This is a genomic window from Bacillus sp. OV322 (genome assembly GCF_900112495.1).
GTDB lineage: Bacteria > Bacillota > Bacilli > Bacillales > DSM-1321 > Peribacillus.
The window spans coordinates 608,133-635,015 of sequence record NZ_FOMA01000002.1 but is presented as its reverse complement, the minus strand read 5'-3'; the positions used below and the strand labels follow the sequence as shown (position 1 = coordinate 635,015).

Sequence of the window (26,883 nt, the reverse complement as noted above, 5' to 3'; positions counted from 1 at the left end):
AGTTTATAATATAACAGAAGCAAGCACTGAGGCTAAATGTCCTCAGTGTTTGCTTCTGTTTTGTTCCGTTATGTATGTCATGCTTTTTAGTGCATTGATTTCCCTGTAAATTGCTGGCGGAAAACCTGCAGCTCTTTATTTTCGTTCAGGTTTGTAAGCTGTTTCTCCGACAGCTTTCCGTCACCCTTCTTTATGATATAAACATCCAGTGTTTTCTTTCCCCAGTTGCTGTAAACCTCTTCTACCGTATCATAAAATAAATCCAGTTCGTTGCCTTTTATAGCCCCTCCTTTATCTGCCACTACCCCATATCCATAGTCTGGAATCCAAAGGATGGTTCCGACGGGAAAGACATTTAAATCAGCAGCAACCGTGGAGTATAGGTCTCTTTTAACTTTAACTCCGGAATATGTAATGCCATATGAAGGGTTTCCAGGGTTTTTTCCGGTGGATTCGTATCCTGCCGTATACCCAGTTGCCTTAACCTTCGCTTTAGGATATTGTGAAAAATTCATTTTGCTTTCAATAGACTGCGGCTGCACATTTTCCATGCTGGATAAAACCTTGGGTGCTGCACCATATGCAGGATGCAAAGAGTTACTCTGCGGGCGTGTACCTAAGTCCATAGCTTTGCTCCATGATGTGCTGTGATAGGCAGAGCTCGTTTCCGGCAGCAAATCTGCTATTTTAGCATCCACACCTGTAATATGATAGAAGGTAGCATGAAGCGCTGCTGCAAAAAGCAGGATGATTCCCGCTCTTTTAGCTGTATTTTTAATTTTTGTCATATAAAAATATTTCACTCCTCTCATTTCATATTTCTTTCCCGAAAAAAGGAAAAGTATGCATAAAATAGGGAAACATTTTTTTCAGAAAAAGCGGAAGTGCCTCTCAGAGGATCAAAGACTACGAACGCCACGTTCTGTGGCAACGTCTTTGTGACCACCGTCCTGGTGGCCTCCGACCAGCATAAGCCACATAAGAATAGAAGGCGCTTTTTGCCTTAAATTCTTATGTGGCTTATGACCTCGAGGGGCTAGGCACTGAAGCTGGATTACATAAAAAGCGGAAGCGCCTTGAATGCAGGAGGACGGCATGAAGCGGAGAATATTATCCGCGATTGTTTTATAAAATCTTTATGGCATTTATTTTTCAGACAAGAAAAAAACAGGCTGTCATCTGACACAGCCTGTTCGATATTAGAACATTTGATACCCTTTATTTCTTAATAATTTAATAATGAACCCTGCTAAAATGGCCCCCGCGAGGCCGCTTGCCAAAATGATGATGTCTGCAGACTGCAGTGCAGAAAATTTTCCGCCCATCTGTCCAAATACTGTACCAGGTTCTCTGAAATACTGTATTAGCTTTGCACCATTGACAATGAAAATTGCTATTATTGGGAAAATAATGACCATAATCCATGAGGAACGAAACAACATATTAAGCAAAAAGCCGATTCCAAAAAATAATACAAAAAATAAAACAACGGATATGATTAAAACCGGCAGCGGCATTCGCATTCTATTTAAGACCCCCTACAAGAAGCATCTATTTTAGTTTACTTAATGCACGTTTGTCCGTCAATAACTGAAATGCCAGTATATTCAAGAAAATCAACTAAAGGAGAAATGGGTTTCATCGGATTTACTGCGTAATATATGAATCAGGTAAAAAAGTTTCTATATAATTTCAAAAAAAAAGGGCTCCAAAGGGCCCGTTTATTTTTGTTCCTTTATTTTTCCGCTTCCCTGACAGCAAGAACAGGTCTCAGATCCTCCAAGCAGCAATTGAAAATAACCTTTTCCAGCACAGTAAAGACACTCATTATTTTTATTGTTCATTTTCAGATCCCCTTTATTTTTTAAATTTTCTGATAATATATCAAGAATTAAAAAAATTGAAAACCCCCAAAATGGACATTATACTTTTATGTAAACGGATACATTGTATCATTTCTTCCATTTGCTCATCCTTTATTAAAATTACTGAAAATTACAAAAATAATTTATACGAAGTGTATCCAAAGTGGCTCCCTGGATCAATTCCATCCAAAATGGTTTGCATATGCTCTTTTTTATAAGACAGAAGGTGCTCAAGCAATACTGAATGCTTGCCTTCTTTTATCAAAATTTCAGGATCTATAAATTTAGCCTCATATAGCTCCTCTTTCTGAGCAATTACATCAAAGGATTGTGGCTTCAGCAGAAAGATCAGCATATTATCGCTTATTTCATTGCCGATAACGCCGCTTCTTACCCCAAGCAATCCTTCTACCTCTGCTTGTATTCCTGTTTCCTCCAAAACCTCCCGGATAACAGCTTCATCGACTGTTTCGTTTTCTTTTACAAAACCGGCAGGCAGAGACCATACACCCTTTAGTCCACCATATCTTTTATTGACGACAAGCCATTTTCCATCCTCTGCAGCGACAAGGCCTGAAACAGCCAGCCATACATTCTTACCGCGTTCTTTCATATGCTCATTGCCCCTCCCCATTTGAATTAATTTTCTTTTTATCCTGTCTGCTTCCACAGTTCCACAATCACAGCCTTCAAAACTTCCCGCTGCATCGCGCCTGCTTGATTCTCAAGGAATGACCAATTGGCTGCAAATCAGCTTACCGCTAAAAGTAAAAGACTATTAAGGAAAACCTTAACAGCCTTTCATTAACTCAGCAATACCCATTTAATGCAGAGGTGAATTATCCTCAGCTAATTATAAGCGGCAGATTAAAAAATATTGAATTTGCCCTTTTTCAGGACCATGGAGGCCCCGCCGATCATATACAATGAACGGTTATCAATTACTTTTTTCATAAAGGAAGCTTTCTTTCCTGCCATTTTTTTGCCAAATGCCACACCTATTGCATCGTGTTCCCCAAGTGAGCATACCGTACCTTTGATGTCTGGTTTAAAAGAAATCAAATCATCTTCATTACGGATTAGTTTAGTCAGATTCTTTGCCACCGCTACTCCCTGCTGCATGGCGATCTGTGCAGTCGGCGGATATGGCCGGTTTATTTCTTCATTAATGACCAAGCTGCAGTCTCCAATGATAAAGACATCTTCATGCCCAGGGACTCTCAGGTCATGGTTTACCTTCACACGGCCGCGGGCAGCCTCGATTCCGGAGGTTTCAATAATCGAGCTTCCGCGTACTCCAGCAGCCCAGACAACTGTCCCTGCCTTAATTTCCTCGACCTCTTCCTCTCCCTTGCCAACGATGATTCCATCCGGAGTACACCCTTTTATAGGAGTCCCAATCATAAATTCAATGCCTTTTTTCTCAAGGTATTGTACCGCATATTCTACCAGCTCAGGGTCAAAGCCCGGCAGAACGCTTGGTGCAGCCTCCACACAAATTACCCGTACATGGCGGAAGTCTACATCATAATCTTTGCATAGCTCGGGAATGCGGTTGGCCAATTCGCCAAGAAACTCGATTCCCGTAAAGCCGGCCCCTCCAACCACAATCGTCAGGCGCTCGAGCTTATTTTCTTCCTCTGCATGGAATGTCGCAAACTGCAGGTCAATATGTTCTTTAATCTGCCTCGCAGCATTTACATTCGTAATCGCGAAAGCATGTTCCTTTAGGCCTTGAATACCGAATGTTTCGGCTTCAGCCCCCAGAGATACAACTAAATAATCGTAAGAAACTTCCCTGTCCTCAAGGATGACTTTTTTATCTGCAATCTTCATTTCTGTCACAGTGCCTTTAATAAAATCTACTTTATTTTTATCAATGACGCTTTTAACATCGTACCGCACCCGGTCTGGATGCAGGGTACCTGCCGAGGCTTCATGCAGCCAGGTTGTTTCATAATGATAATCATGTTTATTAATCAGGACAATATCCGCTTCATTGACACCTAACGCCTTCTGCAGGCGGACAACCGTCATTAAACCGCCGTAGCCCGCCCCTAATATAACGATTCTTGGTTTGTTCAAGGGTATCACTTCACCTTTACTATTATTTCTGTTTACCTTGTACTTATCATTTACAGGTTGCACGAACAATAGTGATAAAAATACAAATTTTTTTTGTGAATGTATTCACTAAAGCATGAAGAGGCCAGGTGGTTTTATTCGAAAAATTCACATAATTTTTCTTAAAAAATAATATTCTTCATCATTTTTTCAATAAGAACCATTTGTTTTATACTAACTGAACAATAGAAAGCTTAATTTTACATACCCATTCTTTTCATAGCCCAATCCTTTTTAAAGTGTTCTGTTACCTTCAGCACCTTACTTAATCGTACTTTCCAGATGGCTTCCCCAGAGATGTTTGAAAGATTATTTTGAATAAAAGAAAAAATTGGCCTTTTAATTCACCTGCCAAATCAGTATTATTTAAAAGGATTAAGATACTATTTATGATAAAATATAAGGCAGATTAGAGTTATTACTTAGGGGGTTATCACTTGGAAGAAAATGAACAGGTATTTGATATAACAATCATCGGCGGAGGTCCGGTAGGCTTATTCACTGCTTTTTACGGAGGAATGAGACAGGCGACCGTAAAAATCATCGAAAGTCTGCCGCAGCTTGGCGGCCAGCTATCAGCATTATATCCGGAAAAATATATATATGATGTTGCAGGGTTCCCCAAGGTACGGGCACAAGAGCTTGTTAATAATTTAAAAGAGCAAATGTCCAAATTCGAACAAGAAGTGGTATTGGAACAATCTGTGCAAAAGCTTGAAAAGCAGGCAGACGGCATATTCAAGCTAACAACAGAAAAAGGAATCCACTATTCAAAAACAATTATTATCACTGCAGGAAATGGAGCGTTCCAGCCCCGCAGAATTGAATTGGAGGATGCCGTTAAATATGAGGGCAAAAACCTTCACTACTTTATTGATGATTTAAATCAGTTTGCCGGCAAGAAGGTTGTCGTATTTGGAGGCGGAGATTCTGCAGTAGACTGGGCACTCATGCTTGAGCCAATTGCTGAAAAGGTAACCATCGTTCACCGCCGCGACAAATTCCGCGCCCACGAACATAGTGTCGAAAACCTTAAAAATTCTAAAGTAGAAATCAAAACACCTTTCGTTCCTGCTGAATTTATCGGAAACGAAGACAAGATCACACAGGTTGTTGTTGAAGGTGCAAACGGAGAAGACAAGGAAGTAATTGACGTGGACTCCGTAATAGTCAATTATGGCTTTGTTTCTTCCCTTGGTCCAATTAAAGAATGGGGCTTGGATATTCAGAAAAACACCATTGTTGTTAATTCGAAAATGGAAACCAACATTCCCGGAATTTATGCAGCTGGCGACATCTGCACATATGATGGAAAGGTAAAATTGATTGCAAGCGGATTTGGCGAGGCTCCGACTGCCATTAATAATGCAAAGCAATACATCGATCCGAAGGCAAGAATCCAGCCTATGCATAGTTCTTCTATGTTCTAAAACAGAAATTTATATAAAAATGAAAGGAAACCAGGGCGATAGTTTTGCCCGTTCTGGTTTCCTTTTTTTATTGGGGGCAAGAAGGCTTAGGAACACAATGTAGTTTACTTCATTAACTGCCGGGGAAGATAATACGAGAAGCAAAAATGAGAGGGTGAAAAATAATGAAAGTATTAATCGTCGGCGCAAACGGACATACAGGAAGAATAGCGGCAGAAATTCTTAGCCGTGACAGCGAGCATCAGGCATATGCCATGATCCGCAGCCAGGAACAGCAGAATGACATGGAGGCTCTTGGTGCCATCCCGGTCATAGCCGATTTGGAGCAAGAGGTTGATCATGCACTCAAAGATATGGATGCTGTGATTTTCGCAGCGGGATCCGGATCAAAAACCGGCCCTGAAAAAACCATTTCCGTTGATAGAGATGGCGCGATAAAGATTGTCGATGCTGCAAAGAAAGCTGGCATTAAGCGCTTTGTCATGCTGAGCTCCATGGGATCAGATTATCCGGAGCAGGGAGCAAAGGAAATGCAGAATTATTATCAGGCCAAGCATGATGCAGATGAGCATTTAAAAAACAGCGGCTTGTCTTACTCCATTGTGCGTCCAGGAGCACTTTCATTCGATGATCCAACAGGTAAAATTGTCGCCCAGGAAAAATTGGAAAGCCATAAAGGATCTATCACAAGGGGAGACGTCGCCCAGGTGCTTGTCCATTCTCTTACGGCTGCAAGAACATTGAATAAATCCTTTGAAATATTAAACGGCAATGTGCCTATAGAAGAAGCCATTGAAAATCTGTAATAGATGGATAAATAAAAAACCGGCCTGCAGCAGGCCGGTTTTTTTCAGCAATATCCGCCGTATCCGTAGCCGCCGCCGGCATAACCGCCGCCACAGCTGCAGCCGATGATAATTAAAAGGATGAACAAAACAATTAATAATGCGAAACCTCCGCCAAATCCAAATCCATCAGACATGTAAAAACATCTCCTTATTCTTATTAAGGAAGTACTTCAATGGGTTAATACATAGTATGCCAGGCAGAGTGAAATGACACAGAAAATGAGTATTGGCATTTTATTGGGCGGGACTCGTTCAAAAGAAAACACCGTCTGCTTGTACAAATATATGGCCACTTCAAAATTCGTATTTAGATTTTCAGGAGGCCTTCAAACAAAACAAAATGGCCGTCTTGTTCCTCGTTTAAGGGAATGAGTCGGCTTTTTTTGTATCTCAATATTCAGGATAAATTTAAAATATGCATGCATTAATTTAAACCAAATTGAAATTCCAACCTTAAAAGACAATAAAAAAGGACTCTTATTCTCTGTTTTGATAGTCTTAAATCAAAAAGGACGTTTTTCTGAACAAAATCGAGGCTATTATTTTCCAATTAAATGGATAATTGATTCAATTGCGTCCTGATTCAAGCCAAATCCTCTTCCATTCGAGCGAAATCCAGCTCCATTCGAGCGAGATTGCATCGGATTCGATCCAAATCAAAATGCTCACCGAAAAAAGAGAAGTTTTATTGTAAATAGTTTCATCATAGCCCTATTAGGAATCGGACATTTCCATTACAAAACAAAAAAGCCAAATCTCTTTAAGTATGAGACTTGGCTTCTTTGTTTAGCAAATAGACTGATTGAAGCACAAAACGAGGCAACACTAAACTCCAATCAGCTGGCCGATTCCTTAAGGCTGCACTTCAATCAGCAGCCCCGGAGAAAGAGAGTTCAGCATTTAGCAATTCTCCGGAGTTCCTGCATTCGTTGCTGTTTTAAAGGATGATCCGCAGCCGCAAGATGCGATGGCGTTCGGGTTTTCGATGGTAAACCCGCCTCCCATTAAGGATTGTTTATAATCAATGACCGTGCCATTCAAGATGGGAGCATCTTGTCCGTCTACAAGGACAGCTATGCCGAATTGCTCATCTTTTTGATCATTTTCTCCGGCTTCCTGTTCAAAGCCCATTCCATAGGATAGTCCGCTGCATCCGCCGCCCTTTACCGCTACCCTTAAAAAGGACCCTTCTTCTCCGTTGTGTTTCATCATTTCTTTTATTTGAAAAGCTGCCGCTTCCGTAATTGTTACAACTTCACTCATTTGTAATCCTCCTTATCAATCTGCGTAAGGCATATTCTATTTATCAGTATATACCAGGAGATAAAGGCTTCTCAACTATCCCGCATTTAAGCTGTAAAAAGAATTTCTTCCAACGAAAGAAATATCCGCTATAATAAAAACATAGTCATAATATACTATATGCTTAATATGCCAAATGAACCACACAAATACATAAGGAGTGAAAATTATGGAAGGAATACAGCCATTGTTTGACCGTAAGATGGAATGCATATATTGCCAGCACAAATCCAGCGTCAAAAATATCCGTTCGCGTTTTATTAAAGTTTCAAGCTATGATACTGATTTCTGCCCGCAATACAGCGCTGAAAGTGAAAATGCCCTCTTATACAATATTCACGTCTGCCCTAATTGCGGCTTTTCCTATTCTGCAGATTTTTCTCCATATTTTCCGCCTGCCACCAGGGAATCCATCGAGGATAAAATTTGCGCAAACTGGGTCCCTCATGATTTCGGGGGCGAAAGAACTATTTATGAGGCTATTAAAACTTATAAACTAGCCAGTTATTGTGCTGTACTAAAAAAAGAAAAGCATATCACCATTGCCGGAATTTATTTAAGGCTGGCTTGGCTGTTCCGGCTGTCAGAGGATTTTGTCCAGGAAATCCGCTTCATGAAATTAGCACGCCAGGAATACATGAACTCCTATTCTACTGATGACTTTAAAGGAACACAGGTCTCAGAAGTTAAACTTTTATACCTTGCAGGAGAACTATCAAGAAGAATTTCAGATCTTCCGTCTGCAGTCAGGTACTTCTCTATGGTTATAGAACGCCAGAAACAGACGACAGAACCCAAAATCGTGGAAATGGCAAAAGAGCGCTGGCAGGAAATCCGTGAAGATAAGAAATCCCAGTCTGCTGAACTTATCGGATCTTAAGGTAAATTGACATAGGGACAGGCTCATTTGAGCCTGTCCCTAATTTGTTTATTTATATGGTACTTATCCCGAATAGCTCAAATGCCTGCCATTATCCTTACAGCGCAGCAAGCGGCTTACTCAGAAGGACACCATCATTGCCTGCTTGCTACTCTATTAAAACATCGGATTGTCTTCGAGATATTGGTAAATATTCCGGACAAGCTCCTCTGTGGTGTTTCCTGTTACAGGCTCTCCATTCACCAATGCAAATAAACTTCTGGCACACTTGCCGCAATAGCTTAAGCATCCATACTCGACAATATCAAAGTTTGGATCTCTTTCTAATTGCTCTAATGCTTCTTGAGAGCCGCTTGCCAGGTTGCTGATACAAAACTCGATAATTGGATTCATTCTACCACCTCACTATCACTAACAGAACATCCTACCCTTTTTCTTTAATCCAGTCAACTAATATAGAATAAAACAGCATCCTTTTTTTATAATTAAGTTGTGATTTTTTCACAATTTCGATATACTTTTGTATGGTATTTAAAAATATTTTACAATTAATCCTGCAGTAACGGGCAGTCATAACCCGCTTGAAAAATGGAATTATTATGAAGCAGAAAGAGTTTGTGTAAAATCCCGAATGGTACGCCTTGCTGCCGGCGGGAGGCTGAATGTCTCCGCTGACGGAAGTTTTACTTTACTGCAAAAACAAAACGAACAGCATAGAACAAAGGAATCAGGGGATTTTTTTGAATGCTGCATAATGGCAGCTGACGGCTGAGCACTTAACGATCTAACCAATAAGATCATACACAAAGGGGAAATTCAAGATGAAGAATTTAGTCATACTTGGCGGCGGTTACGGCGGAATGAGAATCCTTCAAAGATTACTGCCTGGACAGCTTCCTGAAGATGTAACGATAACACTTGTTGACCGCAATCCATATCATTGCCTAAAAACAGAATATTACGCACTTGCAGCCGGAACAATCTCAGATCATCATATCCGTATGGCCTTTCCTGAGCATCCTCGCCTTAAGATCGTTTACGGTGAAATCGTTTCCGTGAACACAGAGGAAAAGCAGGTTATCTTAAAGGATAAAGATCCTGTAAACTATGATGATTTAGTCATCGGCCTGGGCTGTGAGGATAAATACCACAATGTGCCTGGGGCAGATACCTATACCTACAGCATTCAAACCATGCATAAATCAAGAAAAACATATCAGGCACTTAACAACCTTGGCGGAGGAGCAACAGTAGCCATTGTTGGTGCAGGCCTTAGCGGTGTGGAATTGGCAAGTGAATTGATAGAGAGCCGTTCGGATTTAAACATCAAACTATTCGACCGCGGTGCACATATCCTTTCAGCATATCCTGAGCGCTTAAGCAAATATGTGGAGAGCTGGTTTACCAAACATGATGTTGAAATTGTCAATAATTCCAATATTACGCGTGTTGAACCTAACCTTCTTTATAACCATGATGAAGCCATTCCATGCGATGTCATTGTATGGACTGCCGGCATTCAGCCAAGCAGGGTCATTAGAGAAATGGATATTGAAAAAGACCGTCAAGGAAGGGCTGTATTAACTCCGCAGCATTTCATCCCGGGCAGCGACAGCGTCTTTGTAGTAGGGGACTGCGCAAGCCTTCCGCATGCTCCAAGCGCACAATTAGCAGAAGGACAAGCTGAACAAATCGTTCAGGTTTTGCTGAAAAAATGGGCAAATGAGCCGCTTCCCGAAAGCTTCCCTGTCATTAAGCTAAAAGGAGTCATGGGCTCACTTGGCAAAAAACACGGATTTGGCCTTGTAGCAGACCGTGCCATTACAGGCAGGGTAGCACGTCTCCTAAAATCAGGCATATTATGGATGTACAAGTATCATAACGGATAAGCATTTTGCTCTTTATATACTTTCACTGACCCCTTATAATAAAGGGGTTTTTTCCATTTATGAGGAGTTTCTATTCCGATTGCACATTTGAGGAACGTTTTGGATAAAACTTAATTGCTTTGAGTAAGTACATATGTTTTATTTCAGATGGTTATCCTAAAAGCGGGTAACAACCCTAACTAACTTCGATGTGGAGGGATACTTTAATGAATATACGTGAAGGTATGATCCCAACCGTTTTAGGTTCTGTAGTTACTGCTACTGGCTATGCCATGAAGCAAAAATCCGGTTCCAACAAAATGATTGCAAACACAGTTTTCGGATTTGGTTTAGCGCATATTGTATTAGGTACAATTGACCTTGTAGAACATCGCCGTTAGTAAAAATGAGAGCACTTAATGTGCTCTCATTTTTAATTTTTATGTTTCATAAGTGACGTGTTATCCGGTACATGCTTCACTTTCCCTGTATTTACAAAAAGAGAACCATATCAGGCACCCGCTCCCCCATCTTTAACATCTTTCCAGCTGGTTGATTTCCTCCCCAGAATGCTAGCTTTAAGCGGTGAGCCTCTTCACCTGTTCTGCTAATCAAAGCAGAGTCTCGCAGCTTACTCCAATCAACCTGACTTACGATGGAATCACCTCACATAACAATTAAAAAAACAACAACCTTAAATCACCTGTACTGAACAGTTTATATTCAGCAGGGATGAACTGCGAATTTTTCTTCCCCTGTACATACTTTTTTGAAATATTAAAGCCTTTGATTTCAGTGCTTACCCATGTATAGTTACAGGCATATCATATTATAAGGAGTGGTTTTTTTTGTTTTTAAAGCTTTCAAAAGAGCAACAGCAATTAATGATTTCCGAAATTCAAACATTCTTTTCACTAGAAAGAGATGAAGAGATAACAGAATTTGCGGCAGAAAGAGTCTTAGATTTTGTTAAGGAGTCACTTGCTCCCCATTTCTATAATGCCGCTATCCAAGATGCTAAACACGTTGCTGAACAACAGTTTTCTTCACTTGAAGATGAAATATTAACTCTTGAACGCCCCCTAAAAAACATATGACTTTTTTAGAGTGAATCAATTGGATTCACTCTTACCTTTTTTGCTTAACTTTCCCCAATCTCCCTTACAAAGTTCACAATTCACATACTCCGATGCTATAAGGCGTATTCTCATCGCTCAGGAAACCCCTTTCGACAGCATCTTTTATTTCTTCTTATCTAAAATCGCAAATAAAAAAATCCCCCTGCATGATAACTTCATACAGAGAGATCTCTATTCAAAATTGTATTGTTCATGGTTGCTTCCTTTTGCTCCTTGATACGGGGGAAATCCCCTGTTTATTATCCTACTAACTTAACAAGCAGATGTGCCAGTTTATGCTGTTCGTCCTTGTCGCCGACCTTCCAAAGTTCTTGAAGAAGTTTTTCTTCACGGTTGCGCGGCTCTTCATGTTTAGCCAGATAGCTTGCCACTTTTTCAGCTGTTTTAGCAAGCTGCTCTTCATTCAAACCAAGTTTTTCACCTTTAGAAACCTTATCGCCTAAATAGTCTTTGAATTCCTGGAAGCTGGATAGGATTTGTTCCTTTTGATCTCCATCCATGTTTTGTAATTTCTCTTCTACTTTATTAACATTTGTTTCTGCCATTTTGCATTCCTCCTTTTATTGTTTACACGTATTAAATAGCCATGTTTTATTCCTTTCAAACCTATCGATGTGTTGTGTAGTTTTAAGAATTTTTTCTTCAAAAGCTCCCGTTATATTTTTCTGCAAATAAAAAAGGGACTGATTTCACGCAGCCCCCCACTCTTGTTATTATTTTAGATGACTTTTTTATAACTGCCTGATTTTCAGCTGATAGCTGCCGCCTGTGCTGTCAGTTTCATTAATTATTCAGCAGGGACGTATCCATAGGTTTCCATCGTTTTGATAATCGATTTCAGGCGGGGATTTCCTTCCGCAATAATTTCTTCTTCAATTAAAACAACCGGATAAAACAAATCTTCATCAATGACCTTTTGTGCAAAAGCTTTTATTTTGGTTTCTTCTGCAGGATTGAAGATATCAATATATCTCACAGTGAATGGCTGTTCCGGGAACTTCCTTGCAAGCGCAGCCTCAAGCCATTCATGGGTATCTTTTGAGGATGGCAGGTTCACACAGCTTGCACAAATCTGTTCGGCACCGTATATTTGAATTTCAACTTGTTTTTCCTCCATAAACGTCTCCCCCTCTTTTTATCTCTATTGTAACTGATACCGTCCTGAAGAAGATAGGCGATTTTAGGTGAAGTTTCAGTTGGATTTTTTCATATGATGATATTATAATAAGTATTAGGAAAGGAGTCGATTGCAATGTCTGAACAAGCAATGGAAACTCAGGTTCAAGAGGTATTGGATAAGCTTCGCCCGTTTCTTCTTAGAGATGGCGGCGACTGTGAACTTGTAGACGTAGAGGATGGCATCGTTAAATTGCGTCTTCTTGGTGCATGCGGCAGCTGTCCAAGTTCTACAATTACCCTTAAAGCCGGTATCGAACGTGCTTTGCTGGAGGAAGTTCCAGGAGTTTTAGAAGTTGAACAAGTATTTTAATAACGATCCTATAAAATAAAGCTGACTCTTCTTGAGTCAGCTTTTTTCTATGGGCTATTTCCCGCGCACATGCCGTTAAATTTCCTCCAGCAGCGGATTCTCATATTTCCAATACTCTTATGCTGGATACATCTGGCCTTTTCCTTCCGTTAAAATGGTCGTTTGGCTGCCTTGATTTACGATTTCGATAATCTTGATACAAAAATCAGGAAATTCCTTAATCAGAATCTCCTGGATGCTTTTAGCCTTCTCATCCTGAACCAGGCAAAGTACAGTTGGCCCTGCCCCGCTTAAAGCTGTGCCTATGGCTCCTGCCCTGGCAGCCACTTTCTCTATCAGCTCCATATGCGGCACAAGATGTGAGCGGCAGGGCTGATGAAATCTGTCTCTCTTCATCATGGCCCCGGCAATTTCCCACTTCTTAGCCAAAATGGCCCCCAATAACACATTTGCCGCCGCACTTGCACTGACGGCATCCATGAATGACAAGGTATTCGGCAAAACATTTCTGGAGTCTTCTGTTAATAATTCATAATAAGGAATCACAGCAACCACTTTGATTCCTTCCACCGGAAAAGAAATGATATCGGTCCGCTCCTCCGTATGCCACCCTGCCACAAGTCCGCCATATACAGAGGCTCCCGCGTTATCAGGGTGGCCTTCCAGTATAGAGGCCTGCCTGTTTTTTTCGTGCAGGGACAGCTTTAGGCCGCATACGATATTAGCCAATTCTATTCCTGCTACAATAGCTGAAGCACTGCTTCCAAGCCCCCTTGCAAGAGGAATCTCGCTCTGAATAAACAGCTTGCAGGGAGGAAGTTCTCTTCCGTAAAGCCGGGCTGTTTTTATGGCAACAGAAACTATATAATTACTTTCATCTGCAGGAAATACAGATAATTCTTCATTCATCGGAATGACTTCCCACTTATCCGACAGACAGCCCTTCACTTCCAGATACAATCCCAGTGCAAGGCCGATGGAGTCAAAGCCCGGCCCAAGATTAGCTGTGCTTGCCGGAACACGGATCAAAAACATCTCTCCTGCTTTCATAGAACAGGAGATCCTTGCAGATGTTTTAGAATGACTTCTTCATCCATCGGGAGTACAGCAGGCTTAATATCACTTGTTTCCACAGCTACATTGGGATCCTTCAATCCATTACCTGTGAGGACAGCCACAATCTTGCTTCCTTTTTGAATTTCGCCGCTTTTCAATCCCTTGAAGATTCCGGCAATGGAAGCGCATGATGCAGGCTCTGCAAATATGCCCTCTTTTCTGGCCAGAAAATGATAAGCCTCCAGGATTTCTTCATCAGACACTTCATCAATCTTGCCCTTGGACTCATTTGCAGCCTCAACCGCGCTGTTCCAGCTTGCAGGGTTACCAATGCGGATTGCCGTCGCAATGGTTTCCGGACTTTCGAATATCCGGTTATGAACAATGGCTGCTGCACCTTCTGCTTCAAATCCCCTGATAACAGGAAGCCCTGTCGCTTTCCTATTATGATATTCTTTAAATCCCTTCCAGTATGCCGTAATATTGCCCGCATTCCCGACTGGGAGAGCCAGGATCTCAGGTGCGCTCCCCAAAGCGTCGCAGATTTCAAAGGCAGCGGTTTTTTGTCCTTCAATCCGGTATGGATTAACAGAATTGACTAAAGTAACTAGTGCTGTTTCACTAATATTCCGTACAATCTTCAGCGCCTGATCGAAGTTCCCCTTTATTGATATGATCTCGGCGCCATACATAACAGCCTGCGCCAGCTTTCCCATCGCAATTTTCCCTTGGGGGATAACCACAATGCATCTCAGGTTTGCTCTTGCCGCATACGCGGCTGCTGCTGCAGAAGTATTGCCTGTTGAAGCGCATATGATTGCATCACTTCCTGCCTCTGCCGCTTTTGCGACAGCCATGACCATGCCCCTGTCCTTAAATGAACCCGTAGGATTTGCACCTTCATACTTCACATACAGCTCAATATCCCACTCTTCTGAAATCCTGCTGCATTTTATCAAGGGGGTATTTCCTTCATGAAGAGATAGCTCCGGTGTATTTTCAGTAAGCGGCAAATAATCACCATATTCTTTTAAAAGGCCTCTCCAGCTCATAAAATGTTCTCCCCCTCAACACGATATGTACTTTCAATTCCTTTTACCATTTCATAGCTCTCAAGCTTGTGGAGAATGTTCTCGTAATCGCTTAAGGAAGCAGTATGCGTGACAAGTACGATTTCCGAGTAATCTTTGTCTTTTAAAGGCATTTGGAGAATTTTATCAAATCCCACACCATGTTCGGCAAATAATAGTGTAATGTTGGCAAGCACCCCTACTTCATCTTTCACATGAATCCGGATAAAGTACTTTGCAAAAATTTCATCTGGTTTTTTCAGTGATTTGGAAAACTGCGGAGACACAGCACTCTTTCCATTGACTCCCAGCCTTAAATTCTTAAGCACAGCCACAAGGTCGGACACAATGGCAGTCGCAGTCGGCAGACTTCCTGCACCCGGTCCGTAAAACATCGTTTCGCCAACCGCTTCACCATATACATAAACCGCGTTATATTCATTATTCACTCCTGCCAGCGGATGGCCTTCCGGAAGCAGGGCTGGCTGGACGCTTACCTCTACCTTATCTCCAACCCTAGAAGCAAGTCCAATCAGCTTCATGGTATAGCCTAGTTTTTTGCTGTATGTCAGATCCTCTTCAGATATTTCAGTGATTCCCCGAACCTTAACATCAGCCAAATCAATGTTCATTGAAAATCCCAGTGTGGATAATATTGCCATTTTTCTTGCTGCATCCAACCCGCTGACATCTGAGGAAGGATCTGCTTCAGCAAATCCAAGTTCCTGTGCTTCCCTTAGTACTTCTTCATATGCGCTGCCATTTTTGCTCATCTTTGTAAGGATGAAGTTTGTTGTTCCATTGACAATACCCATAAGCTTAGTAATGCGGTCTGATGATAAACCGTCGACTAAGCCCCTTAAAATAGGAATTCCGCCGGCAACACTCGCCTCATAAAATAAGTCACAATTATTTCGGGATGCAGCAGCCAAAAGCTCAGGGCCATATAAGGCCATCAGGTCTTTATTAGCTGTAACAATATGTTTGTTATTGGCTAATGCTTTCAATAAATATTCTCTTGCTAACTCTATTCCGCCCATCACTTCAATAACTGCATCTATTTCCGGATCCTCAAGTATCTCAGAGGGATTCAGAGTAAGCAAATTTTCATCAATGGACACTAGTCTCTCTTTTTCTATATCCTTTACAAGTACCTTTTTGATTAAAATTGGACAGCCAATCTGGTGCATAAGCTTGTCTTGGTGATTTTCAATAATTTTCACGACTCCAGAACCTACTGTTCCAAGTCCCAATAACCCAATCGAAATGGCCTTCACGTTGGCTCCCCCTCTTCACTGTACTCTATATAAATACAAACGTTCTTTCCTTGTAGACATTATAAGAGTTTCTCTAACTATTTACAATAGTCTGAAATCTATTTGCGGATTGATGTAATCGCTTTACACACAGGGAGAGTAAGACTCATTAATTTTCAAAAAAATATCTTTAATTGATTTTGCCTCTTGTTTTGTGAATCAGGCAGTATCCATCAAGCGAAACAGGCAAGGGTCAACGCTGTAACTGAAAAAATAGGCTGTTTTCGTAAACTTTGCTGCTATGAAACAAGGGGGTTGATTTCCGCTTCAGGATGCTCGCTTTCCGTGGGGCGGGCGGTGAGCCTCACAAGCAATGCTTGCGGGGTCTCACCTTCCCGCTAATCCCACAGGAGTCTCGCACCTTACACTCCAATCAACCCGGTTTAACAACGGGATCGCTTCACAGAACATATTAAAAAACAACAATCTTTAAGGAAAAGATCCAAAAAATAAAAGAAACCAGCTGTGAAGGCTGGCTTTTATAATTTTTCGAGATAATCAGTAGTACCTAAGAATATTCTGGGATTTTGTTTTGGGTCCAGCCAGTTTAAGATGCTGCGGACATTATATTCAGCGGTTGCTGTACATCCGGCCGTCCTGCTGTTCTCCCCTCTCCATACATGCAGAAATACCGCACTTCCCTTGCCCTTGATTATTGGATTTGTATTATAGTTAATGCTTATCCCATATTTATAGAGCGGATGATTCATCCTTTCAAAAGAATGCCATCTCTTCTGGGGATTTCCCTTGTAATGGATCCACTTATTATAGTCCCTGGAAGATGTATCATCTATCCAATAATCATATGCCCCTGTTTTTTTATAGGGCCATGTGACCCCTGCAGGCTTTGCTGAACTGCCAAATGCTGGGCCAAAGGAAAAAGTGCCCATAGGGGTTTTTCCATCCCCTTCTTTTTTGCTGCCGGCAAATCCATTATAGCCGATGACACCTTTCATTACCTTCAAACTTCTCCGCCACGATCCATAAACCTTTTCATAGGCTTCCATGTTTACTTTAACAGAGGCGGCCTTTGATCCTGTGACAGCTAGAATTTGATGAACTTCCTTGTTCCTCCCGATTTTTGAGAACAGCTTAAGCTGTTTTGAACTGAATACCTCTGATGTTCCCGCGGCTTCTGTATAACCCGTTTTTCCGCTGATGCAGACTGTATACCAGTTATTGTTCCGGCTGACAGCAGAAATCTTTTGTTTTTCTGAAAGCATCTTCAAGGTCTTCGAGCGATTGTCACGCGCAGCCTTAATGGCATGCTTAGCCGGAACCACAATTTGAAAATTTGTTTTTGCGCAGCTTGGCTGTTCTTGGGCGCTGCTATCTGGTGCAGCAAAAAGAGAGAGTATTAGAGAAGTGATCAGTAAAACAGTCAATGATTTCATTTTTTTGGCGCCTCCTCTAAGCTGTATGTGCGATATGGTCTTCATTGGCCCCTCCATCCCTTATTTACAATGGCCAGTGGTCTTTCACCATGCAGGACCCTTTCAATATTTCCGCAGCAAAGGTTCATCATCTTCGTTCTAGTTTCCCTGCTTGCGCTCCCGATATGCGGCAGTGCCACTACACTAGGAAGGGAAAGAAGCGGATGTGATTGCTGTATAGGCTCTTTTTGAAAGACATCGAGGCCGGCACCTGCAATTTCTCCTTGTACAAGGGCATTATATAAATCCTCTTCATTTGTTGTCGCCCCTCTTGAAACATTAATGAAGATGGTTGTGTTTTTCATTTTCTTAAAAACTTCAGCATTGAACATTCCTTGTGTTTCGTCTGTTAAAGGAGCGAGGCATACAACAAAGTCCGATGAAGAAATAAGTTCATCAAAGCTGTAATAAACAGCACCGAGCTCATATTCCGGGGTAGGCTTGCGATTACGGTTATGATAGAGAATTTTCATATCCAAACCTGATGCCCTTCTGGCCACCGCTTCCCCGATTTTCCCCATCCCCACTAGGCCGATTGTTTTATGATGAATATCCGTTCCGGCCAGTAAAAAGGGACTCCAGCTTTTCCAATTTCCTTCTTTCACCGTTTCAAAAGCTTCTGTTATTCTCCGGGCAGTAGCCAGAAGCAGTCCAAAGGTCAGGTCCGCTGTTGTGTCTGTTAAAACATCAGGTGTATGGCAAACTGCAATTCCCTTTTCATCCGCAGCCGCAATATCGATGTTGTCATAGCCAACAGCAAGGTTTGCAATAACTGAAAGATGTTCTGTCTGATTGATCATTTCCCTGTCAACACGGTCAGACAGCATGGTGAGCAGTGCATCAGCTTTCTTTGCTTCTTCCCGCAAGATGTCTGCGGGAACTGGAATATCTTCACTTTCCCAAACCTTTACAGTAAAGTTTACCTTAAGGCGTTCAATGGCTGATGGAGCTATTTGCCTTGTAATGAATACATACGGCTTGTCCATTTAATTCTCCTTCCCATGTCATGATGGCATTTATAGCCTAATCATAACATAGGAATATCCAATTTTACCCTGAGACCATTTTCCCTTTTAAAGCCAGCCTAATTCTGGAAGTTTATAATGCCTGGCAGGAATATGCGCCAGCTCATAAAAACCTGAAAGGAACTCTTCATAATAGCCGGATGATTCTGCATAGAACTGAAGCTTTTCTTCCAGAACAATGGATCGTGATTCAGATGGATTCAAATAATATTCTTCGATTGTTTCGTAATAATGCAGCGGGAAAATAAGCCTGGCATACAATAGCCTTGATGAAAATCCAGATAGCCGCTGCACACTCTGATAATCCTGCATGAACTGGGAAATTCCGGGCTGATGTGTATGGACATTGCCATTATAATGCTCTCGGATCCATTCGCCCGCATCACGGCTTGCATGGTCGAATATCCAGTCAAACGGATTTTTTATACAATACTTGCCGCTCCAGGTCGCTTCCGAAAATCGCTCATAGCACACTGTGCCTCCATCTGATTCTTCCGGATTTCCGTCAATTTCCGTATCCACAAGATATTGAATGGCCGTTTCTCCCAGTGACATGTAGTAAGGAAAGGTCTCGATAAACAGCTGTTCAAATTTTGTATGAGGGTGTGCCATCAATTTTTCATTCCACATCCTCTCCAGCTGATCAATCCGCTGCTCCCAAAGCTGCCTCCAATTTCCTATTCTTGAGCATTTTTTTATAGGATAGCTGATGGTCCTTGCCCTGTGATGAAACTTGGCAAGCTTTCTTCCAAGCCTGTAGCTTCTCGGCTCATCGAGTACAGGATTAGCCAGGAGAACAAACATGGCACCGTCCGCATCTGATATATAACTGCCGTGATTAGAAGCGACAAAGCCCGAAACATATCTGTCTCCCTGCTGAAGCAGGTGCTCAGACATTTTTTGCCTTTCCTCCAGCTCCTCTGGTTCCAATTCTTCAAGAGGAATAATACTATATATCACATTACCGGAATAAAAAGAGGGAAATCTGCTGCCCGCTTCTTCTTTTTCAACCGTAATATTGTAATTGCTGTAGATCACATCTTCAATCACGCAATCATCGCCGCCTTTATGTAAAAGTGTAAACAGGTCAATAATGGACATTCTAATTTATATATATGATAACTTAGCTGTTTTCTGCATACTTCTTGCAGAATGTTCGAAAACCGTCCATTGATTCCAAAAGGGTCGGTGGCTATTAACAAGGAAACCGGAGGCAGAGGCATGGATGATAAAATAAACAATCTCTCTGAGCAGACAGCAAGAAGATGGCTTGATGAGAGGGGCGTAAAGATTAAGGATATTGCAGAGCTGGTGATGTTTCTGCAGTCGAATTATCATGAAAATCTGCAAATAGAAGAATGTATTGAAAATGTTGAAAGAGTTCTCTCCAAGCGCGAGGTGCAAAATGCCATACTTACAGGAATCCAGCTGGATGTCCTCGCCGAGAAAAACCTGCTCGAAGACCCGCTGCAATCAATAATCCGAACAGATGAAAGCCTGTACGGAGTCGATGAAATCCTGGCATTCTCCATTGTAAATGTATATGGCTCAATAGGATTCACCAACTACGGCTACATCGACAAACTAAAACCCGGTATCCTAAAGTATCTAAATGATAAAAGCACAGGAATGGTCCATACCTACCTGGACGATATCGTCGGAGCCATAGCAGCAGCAGCCTCAAGCAGACTCGCACACCGCGTAAGGAATGAAATCTAACCTAATGCGCAAGCGCCTTGGTCAGAGGAACAAAGACTAAGAACGCCGCGTCCTGCGGCAGGCAGGCGTTCTTTGGTACAAATCGTATAAATAGGTAAACAATAAAACAGGTCTGACTAGCCCAAAAGGCATGGTCAGACCTGTTTTTGTCATTCAATCTTCAAATTTCCAGAAATCAAGGGAATCAATGGCATGTGTAGGCATTTCTTTGTAGCCCCCAAGCAATTCTCTGGTCGTTACGCCAGTATGCACAAGCAATGTATCCATCCCCGCATTGATGCCTGCAAGAATGTCTGTATCATAGTTGTCCCCGACCATAATTGTATCCTCCTTAGGGACGCCAAGTACTTTAAGGGCCTGTTCTACGATAATGGATTCAGGCTTGCCGATGAAAATTGGCTGAACGCCCGTAGAAACAGTTATGACAGCTGTAATCGATCCATTTCCAGGTAATAATCCTCTTTCTGTAGGGAGGGCTATATCGCCATTAGTTGAAATAAAGGTTGCTCCCTTTCGGACAGCAAGGCAAGCTTTAGCAAGCTTTTCATAGTTAATGTCCCTGTCGATGCCGACTACCACAAAATCAGGATTTTCATCTTCAAAGGTCATTCCCTTTTCTTTGAGCGCCTCCTTTATGCCTTCCTCGCCAATCACATAAACGGAAGCATTTTTCTTTTTTTCCGTTATGTAATTGGCTGTGGCCATGCTTGTTGTGAAAACCTGATCACCTTCCGTCGGAATGCTGAAGTCTCTTAGCTTTCCTGCCACCTGTTCAGGGGTTCTAGAGGAATTGTTGGTTACAAATAAATATGGAATGCCTCTTTTTATCAGCTCATCGATAAAGTCTCCGGCTTCTTCTATTTTTTCACTGCCTCTGTACATCGTTCCGTCTAAATCAATTAAATAGCCTTTATACTGTTTCAATGATGTCCTCCTTCTGTTTGCTGCAGCAAACAAGTCTTTATATATAGTGCCTCTTCTTCTGCTGACAAATCCAAGCATTCTATTTTCACACGAAACATTCTTCTAAAACAAGAAAAGGGCAGGCATAACGTTAATTACAGCCTCAGCAGCCAGTAATTATATGCCTGTCCCTTATAATTTAATTCTTAAAAGCCGAAACTGGCCCCAGTTCATTTGCCAAATACTCTCTTACAGCGGTCGGATATTGTTTAAACGCTTCCAGGTTGCGCGTGAATCCGTCAGCTATTTCATTATGGGAAGTGCTCAGGTAATCCTGGATCAGCATTTTGCGGAGCGGCAGCATTTCTTTAAATTGAATAGCTGTACCTTCCGTAATTACTTTTTCATCCTGCAGAATATCGAGAATATCCTCATAGCTGCCGGGATCTCTCATGATAAAGCCATCAATCAGGGCATTTCCTGTATCCAGTACCGAGTCAATCGAGACTTGTACAATCCTCTGCAATGCCAATTCGGAACGAGTCCCCTCCCAAACCGGATCGCTTTCAAAGCTTTTAATCTGCTGTTCAAGAAACACTAAGATTTGTTCAATTTTCTGTCTGTCTACAAAGTACATCTTCCCAGATCCTTTCTGCCTAAGATGACATAGGGATTTTTTCCATTGTGGCAGGTTTTGCATAGAAATACCCCTGTGCCAGGTCAACCTTATTCCTTGATAATACCATAGCTTCGGCGGCACTCTCAATTCCTTCAGCGACAACAAGGGATCCGGCTTCCTTCGCAATGAGCAGGAGTCCTTTCAAAATAGACTCTTTAATTGTGCTGCTGTCTATATCCTGGATGACCGAACGATCAATTTTAATGATGTCAGGTATAACCTCACTTATCGTATGCAGACTCGCATATCCAGCACCAGTGTCATCTACGGCAACCCTGAAGCCTAGTGAGCGGAGCAGCTTAATATTCTTAGCAAAGTAGGCTAAATCGTCAATTGAATCCCTTTCGGTAATTTCTATGACAATCCTTTCAGAATGAACATCCTGATATTTTCCCAGCATATTTTTCATATCGGAGACGAAGTTTTCATTTCCAATGGTCACAGGAGTAAAGTTAATGAATACCTGCTGCCCGGATTGATTTTCAGTAATCTGGTGTAGTGTTTTTTCAAGTACAATCATCTCAAGATCATACAGATGATTGGTTTGCCTTGCAACTGAAAATAGGGATAACGGGCTTTCCAGCTCTGTACCGACAGGACCCCTGGTCAATACTTCATACGCTCTTATTTCACTTGTGGCCACATCAAAAATCGGCTGAGCCATGAGCCGGATGTTTTTATGCATAATAATTCTGTTCATTTGCTGGAATAATTGATTAAACTCCGTCTCAACTTTGCGGTCCGCCATGCTAATTGCCTGCTGCTCCGCTTTTCTTATTGCCTCTTCTGCGGAATAATGCTTCTTTTCAACAAACATATACCCTGTATTATATTCCGCATCCACATCTGGCAAAGTGTCTTTTATCCGCTGTTCAGCTTCTCTTAAAACTGTATATGTAATGGCATCTATCTCGAGGAGACTTTGCTTTTCCCCTCCAGTCCGGAGCATAAGCGTGATTCCATCTGTATTATAATCATGGAGCACCAAAATCTCTTCTTCCGGGACAAGGTCCATAATCACTTCTTGAAAGGTTTTATTCAGGCAGCCTCTATATGTATGGTAGCGCTCATAACCCATGCTTTCGGTTAATTGCTGCAGGTTCTTAATGGTAAACACGATGACCGCAACTTCAAATCCCGATTCCAAAGCATTCCTGACACCGCTGACAACGGGATTTCTCAAAATAAACTGCGGGGGATAAAAGCGGATTTTTGAATGGGAGGAGAAAATTTTCATCCATTCAGCTAGTCGTTTCTTCCCTGTTCCGTATGGCTGTCTCATAGTATACATCCCTTCTGGGTGGACAATATTACCTATATATTATCATAATTATTAAAAAAAAGCGGACTTTTGTTATTTTTTATGGAATGCCCGCACATTTGTCCCGTGACTTTAGATAGATCCGCAAGATTTTGCAGTCAAAATCCGACATCCATTCGCTGTTTTCTTTTGTTATGATGGATATAATGATGCAGGAGAGGGAGAGATATCCAATGACTGAGCGATTTTTTTTATACAACGATTACCAGGATACGAAAACCAGGTTTGTGAGTTTTATGGGAAACCAGTCCAGGATGGATTTGGCCATTGTCGTGACCGACCGGTTTTATGGAAAAAAACTCGTACTGGACATGCAAAGCAGCCGTTTTGCCATCATAGGCCACGATGATTTAGAGGAAGAAGGATATCTGGAGCATGTTTTCCGCCTATCGGACGAAGAAGCAGAAGAGCTGCGGAGTTTTTTATACGAAGTCATTTAAAGCCTCCCCTCATGATTGTGCACCCTTTGGATACCCTATAAAGAGTGCTTACCGATCTTTACGAGGTGATAATATGGATAAGAAAGAAAAATACTTTGATTTCTCAAACGTTGAAAAACAAAGAAACTTCATCATTCCTGAAGACTTGCCAGAAGGGCCATACGGTGCGCCACGGGGAAAAGACACCCCTGTCGAAAACAAAAGCACACCATGGGAAGAAGGACAGCGCTACCAAAGCGCATTTAACTATGAAAACAAATCCCTTCACGAAGGCATACCGCGCCAAATGGATGGCGCCCACCCAACACACGACGACCCAAAAACAAACCAGCAAAAACCTTATTAAGGATGCGGAGGCGCCTGCTCTGCTTGCGAAGGAAATAGGGCTTTGATTCCAGAAGCCGCTTTTTGGCTTCTGGAGCAAAGCATCTTTTCCACAGCAAGCAAGGCGCTGCAGCTGGACTAATAAGGATGCGGAAGCGGACGTTTAGCCCCGTCAAGCATAAGACAAAGATATTCGGAAGGCGGTTTTCCTTCCCAATAGCTTTGGCTTATGACCTCGAGGGGCTGGCCGCTGCAGCTGGACTAGTAAGGAGGCGGAAGCTGACATTTAGCCATCTTTATGAACAACCGACGAAAGACCAAAAAACGATGGGCGGAAATTTTGCTTCCGGCCCATCGTTTTTATTTTTTTATTTTCTTTGCCACAAAGTATGGGCAGCCAAAATTACAGTATTCATAAAGATACTCGGTTAGAGTGCTTATTTTTGTATCGAAGGTGGCTTTTTGATTTTGGTCATCAAAGAAGCCCCGCAGTCTTAGCTGGCCATAGCCCCAGTCACCGACAATATAATCATATTTGGTCAATATTTCACTGTAGCGGGCTTTAAAAGCTTCTTCATTGTAGCCTTCACTGCGCTCTTCCACTATTTCATATGTCAGGTTATTGATGCTAATCATGTGATCACCTCTCCCTTGCGTGCTGCTTCCTTAAATTATAACTTATTCCCCATGAATTACTAAGCGAATTTTAGAGAAAAGTGTTCATCCTATCTGATAGGGGGTGTTTTACCGTTGAAAAAGACTATTATATCTTTAGGATTGGGGTCAATGCTGGCCCTGGCTGCATGCAGCAATAATCATGATCAGGGTGAAGGGCGCCGGATGAGCAATAGCCCTAATGACACCAGGAACACCGTCCATCCTGATCAAGTAAGCACACCAGTAAAATATTATGATGAAGATCAGCGCCAGAAGAAAAACAGCTCGCACGATTTTGGTTTTGTGAGGATGAACACTGCTGAAATTAACGGCAAGAATACCGCACATCAAACCCCGTCCATTGACAGGGAGCAGCTCGCGCATATGATATCACGATTATGTGCCCAAATGCCTGATGTCAGCAATGTTGCCACACTTGTGACTGATGAAGAAGCTTTGGTTGTATACAGAACACATTCCAAAAATAGGTTCGAAACAGCCGATCAGGTAAAAAAAACGGCAAGTTCTGTTCTCCCCCGTTATTTTCATATATATGTTAGCGACAACCATGCTTTGGCAAATGATATCGAAAGCTACGCCAATCTTCATACCACAAGCAAAAATATCGATTATGCCATTGATAAAACTATCCAGCAAATGCTGAAATCCCCTCAGGGAAGAAAGCTAAGTGATGGAGAAGATGCAAATGGCCGCATGTTGAACGAAAATAATTCGCTGCTAAACAAAAACAGCGAGAAATCCAGCAGCCCCTCCAATCAGTCCATGAAATGATTGAGCAGGATCTAAGAAGTATAGGTAAGGCTGGAGAGCGGGCAGTCAAATCACAAGAAAAAAAAGTGCCGGCTTTCGGCACTTTTCCCTCGTGTTTATTTCGCTTCAAGCACTTCTTCGCCTTTTAAATGCATTTGCTTTGCAGCTGCATTCACCTGCTCATCCGCATGATAAGATGAACGGACCATCGGACCAGCCTCACAATGGCTAAATCCTTTTTTAAGAGCAATTTCCTTCAATTCCGCAAATTCTTCTGGCGTATAATATTTCAGAACCTTTAAATGCTTTCTTGATGGCTGCAAATATTGCCCAATCGTCATGATATCGACGTTATGTGCCCGCAGATCGTCCATCGTTTCAATAATTTCCTCTTTAGTTTCTCCAAGACCAACCATAAGGCTTGATTTAGTCGGAATTTCCGGATACAAATCCTTGGCTCTTTGCAGAAGCTCGAGGGAACGGTCATATTTTGCTCTGGCACGGACGCGGTCAGACAAACTGCGAACGGTTTCAATATTGTGGTTCAGAATATCTGGCTTGGCATCCATAAGGGTTTTAATATTTTCGTAAACACCGCCCATATCTGAAGGAAGGACTTCAATGGAGGTAAATGGGTTTTTCCGGCGTATTGCTCTGACAGTCTCAGCAAATACAGCAGAACCGCCATCCTTTAGATCATCACGGGCAACAGCTGTGATAACAGCATGTTTCAGGTTCATTGCAAATACGGAATCTGCTACGCGTTCCGGCTCAGCAAGATCAAGTTCAGTCGGGAGTCCAGTTTTGACAGCACAAAAACGGCATGCCCTTGTACAAATATCACCAAGTATCATGAAAGTGGCCGTTCTTCTTACAGCCCAGCACTCATGTATATTGGGGCATTTTGCTTCTTCGCATACTGTATGTAAATTTTTTTCGCGCATCATTTTTTTTAGACCGGTATAGTTCTCATTTGTATTTAATTTAATTTTAAGCCATTCCGGTTTCCGGATGTGCTCTTCTTTGGTAGTCATGAAGATCCGCTCCAATCTATTTCTTAGAAAATTTTTGGGAAATCTTTAACTTGTTACCATGCAACTTTATCAAAAATTAATCATTCCGACAAGTTTCAGGGGATATTTCCAGTATTTAATTTCAATATTTCAGAAGAACTTCAGCAAACTATAAGTATGAAATCAAGAAGGGAGAACGGGGATGCTTTTT

Annotated in this window: 33 protein-coding genes and 1 pseudogene; 13 read left to right on the top strand and 21 right to left on the bottom strand. The window is 41.9% G+C overall.

Annotated elements, in window-relative coordinates; genetic code table 11:
- Nucleotides 1-86: 86 nt before the first annotated feature.
- From BM126_RS07340 to BM126_RS07325, 5 genes are all read right to left on the bottom strand, one after another.
- Complete coding sequence (locus BM126_RS07340; RefSeq protein WP_090988978.1) at nt 87-788, bottom strand: 3D domain-containing protein; 702 nt, start codon at nt 786-788, stop codon at nt 87-89.
- A gap of 411 nt (nt 789-1,199) precedes the next feature.
- Nucleotides 1,200-1,523 carry a YuiB family protein gene (locus tag BM126_RS07335; RefSeq protein ID WP_071350238.1) on the bottom strand — a complete coding sequence of 108 codons (324 nt, stop codon included), beginning with the start codon at nt 1,521-1,523 and terminating at the stop codon, nt 1,200-1,202.
- 198 nt (nt 1,524-1,721) lie between these two features.
- Nucleotides 1,722-1,844 carry a YuiA family protein gene (locus BM126_RS22245; RefSeq protein ID WP_177201346.1) on the bottom strand — a complete coding sequence of 41 codons (123 nt, stop codon included), beginning with the start codon at nt 1,842-1,844 and terminating at the stop codon, nt 1,722-1,724.
- Nucleotides 1,845-1,995: 151 nt separating this feature from the next.
- Complete coding sequence (locus BM126_RS07330) at nt 1,996-2,478, bottom strand: NUDIX domain-containing protein (protein ID WP_090988890.1); 483 nt, start codon at nt 2,476-2,478, stop codon at nt 1,996-1,998.
- A 254-nt stretch (nt 2,479-2,732) separates the two neighbouring features.
- Complete coding sequence (locus BM126_RS07325) at nt 2,733-3,959, bottom strand: NAD(P)/FAD-dependent oxidoreductase (RefSeq protein ID WP_090988889.1); 1,227 nt, start codon at nt 3,957-3,959, stop codon at nt 2,733-2,735.
- A gap of 467 nt (nt 3,960-4,426) precedes the next feature.
- On the opposite strand from BM126_RS07325, the gene BM126_RS07320 reads away from it, so the two are divergent.
- Together BM126_RS07320 and BM126_RS07315 are read left to right on the top strand one after the other, a co-directional pair.
- On the top strand, nt 4,427-5,419 hold the full coding sequence (locus tag BM126_RS07320) for an NAD(P)/FAD-dependent oxidoreductase (protein ID WP_090988888.1): 993 nt from the start codon (nt 4,427-4,429) through the stop codon (nt 5,417-5,419).
- 164 nt (nt 5,420-5,583) lie between these two features.
- Entirely contained in the window at nt 5,584-6,225 is a 642-nt protein-coding gene (locus tag BM126_RS07315; protein ID WP_090988887.1) for an SDR family oxidoreductase, read from the top strand.
- A 44-nt stretch (nt 6,226-6,269) separates the two neighbouring features.
- On the opposite strand, the gene BM126_RS07310 is transcribed toward BM126_RS07315, so the two are convergent.
- Nucleotides 6,270-6,401: a YjcZ family sporulation protein gene (locus BM126_RS07310; protein ID WP_090988886.1), complete on the bottom strand. Its 132-nt coding sequence runs from the start codon at nt 6,399-6,401 to the stop codon at nt 6,270-6,272.
- 85 nt (nt 6,402-6,486) lie between these two features.
- Here BM126_RS07310 and BM126_RS22240 point away from each other — a divergent pair, with 85 nt between their 5' ends.
- Entirely contained in the window at nt 6,487-6,639 is a 153-nt protein-coding gene (locus BM126_RS22240; RefSeq protein WP_177201345.1) for a hypothetical protein, read from the top strand.
- A 528-nt stretch (nt 6,640-7,167) separates the two neighbouring features.
- On the opposite strand, the gene BM126_RS07305 is transcribed toward BM126_RS22240, so the two are convergent.
- Nucleotides 7,168-7,530 (bottom strand): HesB/IscA family protein, encoded by a 363-nt coding sequence (locus tag BM126_RS07305; RefSeq protein ID WP_090988885.1) that lies wholly within the window; start codon nt 7,528-7,530, stop codon nt 7,168-7,170.
- A gap of 208 nt (nt 7,531-7,738) precedes the next feature.
- Between BM126_RS07305 and BM126_RS07300 the strand changes: the two genes are divergently transcribed.
- On the top strand, nt 7,739-8,449 hold the full coding sequence (locus BM126_RS07300) for a DUF2225 domain-containing protein (protein ID WP_090988884.1): 711 nt from the start codon (nt 7,739-7,741) through the stop codon (nt 8,447-8,449).
- Nucleotides 8,450-8,605: 156 nt separating this feature from the next.
- Here the strand turns inward: BM126_RS07300 and BM126_RS07295 are convergent, their stop codons facing one another.
- The gene (locus BM126_RS07295; protein ID WP_071351866.1) at nt 8,606-8,842 is read right to left on the bottom strand and encodes a YuzB family protein; all 237 of its coding nucleotides are present in this window, start codon (nt 8,840-8,842) and stop codon (nt 8,606-8,608) included.
- 238 nt (nt 8,843-9,080) lie between these two features.
- On the opposite strand from BM126_RS07295, the gene BM126_RS22235 reads away from it, so the two are divergent.
- The 4 genes from BM126_RS22235 (at nt 9,081) to BM126_RS07280 (ending at nt 11,414) form a co-directional block, all read left to right on the top strand.
- Nucleotides 9,081-9,221: a hypothetical protein gene (locus tag BM126_RS22235; protein WP_177201344.1), complete on the top strand. Its 141-nt coding sequence runs from the start codon at nt 9,081-9,083 to the stop codon at nt 9,219-9,221.
- A 49-nt stretch (nt 9,222-9,270) separates the two neighbouring features.
- A complete protein-coding gene (locus tag BM126_RS07290) occupies nt 9,271-10,338 on the top strand; it encodes an NAD(P)/FAD-dependent oxidoreductase (RefSeq protein ID WP_090988883.1) in 1,068 nt (355 codons plus the stop codon).
- Nucleotides 10,339-10,544: 206 nt separating this feature from the next.
- The gene (locus BM126_RS07285) at nt 10,545-10,718 is read left to right on the top strand and encodes an asparagine synthase (RefSeq protein WP_090988882.1); all 174 of its coding nucleotides are present in this window, start codon (nt 10,545-10,547) and stop codon (nt 10,716-10,718) included.
- A 447-nt stretch (nt 10,719-11,165) separates the two neighbouring features.
- Complete coding sequence (locus tag BM126_RS07280; RefSeq protein WP_090988881.1) at nt 11,166-11,414, top strand: DUF2164 domain-containing protein; 249 nt, start codon at nt 11,166-11,168, stop codon at nt 11,412-11,414.
- Nucleotides 11,415-11,695: 281 nt separating this feature from the next.
- Here BM126_RS07280 and BM126_RS07275 read toward each other — a convergent pair whose 3' ends face one another.
- The gene (locus BM126_RS07275) at nt 11,696-12,001 is read right to left on the bottom strand and encodes a DUF3243 domain-containing protein (protein WP_071351870.1); all 306 of its coding nucleotides are present in this window, start codon (nt 11,999-12,001) and stop codon (nt 11,696-11,698) included.
- Between the two features lie 242 nt (nt 12,002-12,243).
- Complete coding sequence (locus BM126_RS07270; RefSeq protein WP_090988880.1) at nt 12,244-12,573, bottom strand: YuzD family protein; 330 nt, start codon at nt 12,571-12,573, stop codon at nt 12,244-12,246.
- A 150-nt stretch (nt 12,574-12,723) separates the two neighbouring features.
- On the opposite strand from BM126_RS07270, the pseudogene BM126_RS07265 reads away from it, so the two are divergent.
- Nucleotides 12,724-12,945 (top strand): annotated as a pseudogene (locus BM126_RS07265) (NifU family protein); the annotation flags it as partial.
- 117 nt (nt 12,946-13,062) lie between these two features.
- Here the strand turns inward: BM126_RS07265 and thrB are convergent.
- The 6 genes from thrB to yutH all read right to left on the bottom strand — a co-directional run bounded on the left by thrB (nt 13,063) and on the right by yutH (nt 19,946).
- Nucleotides 13,063-13,995, bottom strand: a complete 933-nt coding sequence (gene thrB, locus BM126_RS07260) for a homoserine kinase (protein WP_090988879.1) — start codon at nt 13,993-13,995, stop codon at nt 13,063-13,065.
- Complete coding sequence (thrC, locus tag BM126_RS07255) at nt 13,992-15,053, bottom strand: threonine synthase (protein ID WP_090988878.1); 1,062 nt, start codon at nt 15,051-15,053, stop codon at nt 13,992-13,994. The genes thrB and thrC overlap by 4 nt, the downstream gene beginning before the upstream one ends.
- Complete coding sequence (locus BM126_RS07250; protein WP_090988877.1) at nt 15,050-16,348, bottom strand: homoserine dehydrogenase; 1,299 nt, start codon at nt 16,346-16,348, stop codon at nt 15,050-15,052. Before BM126_RS07250 ends, thrC begins: the two co-directional genes overlap by 4 nt.
- A 518-nt stretch (nt 16,349-16,866) precedes the next feature.
- Nucleotides 16,867-17,781 carry a L,D-transpeptidase family protein gene (locus BM126_RS22765; RefSeq protein ID WP_256213007.1) on the bottom strand — a complete coding sequence of 305 codons (915 nt, stop codon included), beginning with the start codon at nt 17,779-17,781 and terminating at the stop codon, nt 16,867-16,869.
- A gap of 41 nt (nt 17,782-17,822) precedes the next feature.
- Complete coding sequence (locus BM126_RS07240) at nt 17,823-18,806, bottom strand: 2-hydroxyacid dehydrogenase (protein ID WP_090988876.1); 984 nt, start codon at nt 18,804-18,806, stop codon at nt 17,823-17,825.
- Nucleotides 18,807-18,893: 87 nt separating this feature from the next.
- A complete protein-coding gene (yutH, locus tag BM126_RS07235) occupies nt 18,894-19,946 on the bottom strand; it encodes a spore coat putative kinase YutH (protein WP_090988875.1) in 1,053 nt (350 codons plus the stop codon).
- Nucleotides 19,947-20,066: 120 nt separating this feature from the next.
- On the opposite strand from yutH, the gene BM126_RS07230 reads away from it, so the two are divergent.
- Nucleotides 20,067-20,564, top strand: coding sequence for a phosphatidylglycerophosphatase A family protein (locus BM126_RS07230; protein WP_071351877.1), 498 nt, complete (start codon nt 20,067-20,069; stop codon nt 20,562-20,564).
- Nucleotides 20,565-20,717: 153 nt separating this feature from the next.
- On the opposite strand, the gene BM126_RS07225 is transcribed toward BM126_RS07230, so the two are convergent.
- From BM126_RS07225 to BM126_RS07215, 3 genes are all read right to left on the bottom strand, one after another.
- Nucleotides 20,718-21,488, bottom strand: coding sequence for a TIGR01457 family HAD-type hydrolase (locus BM126_RS07225; protein WP_090988874.1), 771 nt, complete (start codon nt 21,486-21,488; stop codon nt 20,718-20,720).
- A gap of 178 nt (nt 21,489-21,666) precedes the next feature.
- The gene (locus BM126_RS07220) at nt 21,667-22,104 is read right to left on the bottom strand and encodes a DUF86 domain-containing protein (protein ID WP_090988873.1); all 438 of its coding nucleotides are present in this window, start codon (nt 22,102-22,104) and stop codon (nt 21,667-21,669) included.
- A 19-nt stretch (nt 22,105-22,123) separates the two neighbouring features.
- Nucleotides 22,124-23,428 carry an EAL domain-containing protein gene (locus BM126_RS07215; RefSeq protein ID WP_090988872.1) on the bottom strand — a complete coding sequence of 435 codons (1,305 nt, stop codon included), beginning with the start codon at nt 23,426-23,428 and terminating at the stop codon, nt 22,124-22,126.
- A 212-nt stretch (nt 23,429-23,640) separates the two neighbouring features.
- Between BM126_RS07215 and BM126_RS07210 the strand changes: the two genes are divergently transcribed.
- Both BM126_RS07210 and BM126_RS07205 read left to right on the top strand, forming a co-directional pair.
- Nucleotides 23,641-23,907, top strand: coding sequence for a DUF3055 domain-containing protein (locus tag BM126_RS07210; RefSeq protein ID WP_090988871.1), 267 nt, complete (start codon nt 23,641-23,643; stop codon nt 23,905-23,907).
- 73 nt (nt 23,908-23,980) lie between these two features.
- Complete coding sequence (locus BM126_RS07205; protein WP_071351882.1) at nt 23,981-24,253, top strand: cytosolic protein; 273 nt, start codon at nt 23,981-23,983, stop codon at nt 24,251-24,253.
- Nucleotides 24,254-24,591: 338 nt separating this feature from the next.
- On the opposite strand, the gene BM126_RS07200 is transcribed toward BM126_RS07205, so the two are convergent.
- The gene (locus BM126_RS07200; RefSeq protein WP_090988870.1) at nt 24,592-24,867 is read right to left on the bottom strand and encodes a YutD family protein; all 276 of its coding nucleotides are present in this window, start codon (nt 24,865-24,867) and stop codon (nt 24,592-24,594) included.
- A 114-nt stretch (nt 24,868-24,981) separates the two neighbouring features.
- Between BM126_RS07200 and BM126_RS07195 the strand changes: the two genes are divergently transcribed.
- Nucleotides 24,982-25,680, top strand: coding sequence for a YhcN/YlaJ family sporulation lipoprotein (locus tag BM126_RS07195; protein WP_090988869.1), 699 nt, complete (start codon nt 24,982-24,984; stop codon nt 25,678-25,680).
- A 95-nt stretch (nt 25,681-25,775) separates the two neighbouring features.
- Here the strand turns inward: BM126_RS07195 and lipA are convergent, their stop codons facing one another.
- Nucleotides 25,776-26,693 carry a lipoyl synthase gene (gene lipA, locus BM126_RS07190; RefSeq protein WP_090988868.1) on the bottom strand — a complete coding sequence of 306 codons (918 nt, stop codon included), beginning with the start codon at nt 26,691-26,693 and terminating at the stop codon, nt 25,776-25,778.
- Nucleotides 26,694-26,883: the final 190 nt, after the last annotated feature.

Bases quoted from the DNA above. Each gene is read 5' to 3' on its own strand.
- BM126_RS07340 (WP_090988978.1), bottom strand. From the start codon at position 788: ATGACAAAAATTAAAAATACAGCTAAAAGAGCGGGAATCATCCTGCTT.
- BM126_RS07335 (WP_071350238.1), bottom strand. From the start codon at position 1,523: ATGCGAATGCCGCTGCCGGTTTTAATCATATCCGTTGTTTTATTTTTT.
- BM126_RS22245 (WP_177201346.1), bottom strand. From the start codon at position 1,844: ATGAACAATAAAAATAATGAGTGTCTTTACTGTGCTGGAAAAGGTTAT.
- BM126_RS07330 (WP_090988890.1), bottom strand. From the start codon at position 2,478: ATGAAAGAACGCGGTAAGAATGTATGGCTGGCTGTTTCAGGCCTTGTC.
- BM126_RS07315 (WP_090988887.1), top strand. From the start codon at position 5,584: ATGAAAGTATTAATCGTCGGCGCAAACGGACATACAGGAAGAATAGCG.
- BM126_RS07310 (WP_090988886.1), bottom strand. From the start codon at position 6,401: ATGTCTGATGGATTTGGATTTGGCGGAGGTTTCGCATTATTAATTGTT.
- BM126_RS22240 (WP_177201345.1), top strand. From the start codon at position 6,487: ATGAGTATTGGCATTTTATTGGGCGGGACTCGTTCAAAAGAAAACACC.
- BM126_RS07305 (WP_090988885.1), bottom strand. From the start codon at position 7,530: ATGAGTGAAGTTGTAACAATTACGGAAGCGGCAGCTTTTCAAATAAAA.
- BM126_RS07300 (WP_090988884.1), top strand. From the start codon at position 7,739: ATGGAAGGAATACAGCCATTGTTTGACCGTAAGATGGAATGCATATAT.
- BM126_RS07295 (WP_071351866.1), bottom strand. From the start codon at position 8,842: ATGAATCCAATTATCGAGTTTTGTATCAGCAACCTGGCAAGCGGCTCT.
- BM126_RS22235 (WP_177201344.1), top strand. From the start codon at position 9,081: ATGGTACGCCTTGCTGCCGGCGGGAGGCTGAATGTCTCCGCTGACGGA.
- BM126_RS07290 (WP_090988883.1), top strand. From the start codon at position 9,271: ATGAAGAATTTAGTCATACTTGGCGGCGGTTACGGCGGAATGAGAATC.
- BM126_RS07285 (WP_090988882.1), top strand. From the start codon at position 10,545: ATGAATATACGTGAAGGTATGATCCCAACCGTTTTAGGTTCTGTAGTT.
- BM126_RS07275 (WP_071351870.1), bottom strand. From the start codon at position 12,001: ATGGCAGAAACAAATGTTAATAAAGTAGAAGAGAAATTACAAAACATG.
- BM126_RS07270 (WP_090988880.1), bottom strand. From the start codon at position 12,573: ATGGAGGAAAAACAAGTTGAAATTCAAATATACGGTGCCGAACAGATT.
- thrB (WP_090988879.1), bottom strand. From the start codon at position 13,995: ATGAAAGCAGGAGAGATGTTTTTGATCCGTGTTCCGGCAAGCACAGCT.
- thrC (WP_090988878.1), bottom strand. From the start codon at position 15,053: ATGAGCTGGAGAGGCCTTTTAAAAGAATATGGTGATTATTTGCCGCTT.
- BM126_RS22765 (WP_256213007.1), bottom strand. From the start codon at position 17,781: ATGAAATCATTGACTGTTTTACTGATCACTTCTCTAATACTCTCTCTT.
- BM126_RS07240 (WP_090988876.1), bottom strand. From the start codon at position 18,806: ATGGACAAGCCGTATGTATTCATTACAAGGCAAATAGCTCCATCAGCC.
- yutH (WP_090988875.1), bottom strand. From the start codon at position 19,946: ATGTCCATTATTGACCTGTTTACACTTTTACATAAAGGCGGCGATGAT.
- BM126_RS07230 (WP_071351877.1), top strand. From the start codon at position 20,067: ATGGATGATAAAATAAACAATCTCTCTGAGCAGACAGCAAGAAGATGG.
- BM126_RS07220 (WP_090988873.1), bottom strand. From the start codon at position 22,104: ATGTACTTTGTAGACAGACAGAAAATTGAACAAATCTTAGTGTTTCTT.
- BM126_RS07215 (WP_090988872.1), bottom strand. From the start codon at position 23,428: ATGAGACAGCCATACGGAACAGGGAAGAAACGACTAGCTGAATGGATG.
- BM126_RS07210 (WP_090988871.1), top strand. From the start codon at position 23,641: ATGACTGAGCGATTTTTTTTATACAACGATTACCAGGATACGAAAACC.
- BM126_RS07205 (WP_071351882.1), top strand. From the start codon at position 23,981: ATGGATAAGAAAGAAAAATACTTTGATTTCTCAAACGTTGAAAAACAA.
- BM126_RS07200 (WP_090988870.1), bottom strand. From the start codon at position 24,867: ATGATTAGCATCAATAACCTGACATATGAAATAGTGGAAGAGCGCAGT.
- lipA (WP_090988868.1), bottom strand. From the start codon at position 26,693: ATGACTACCAAAGAAGAGCACATCCGGAAACCGGAATGGCTTAAAATT.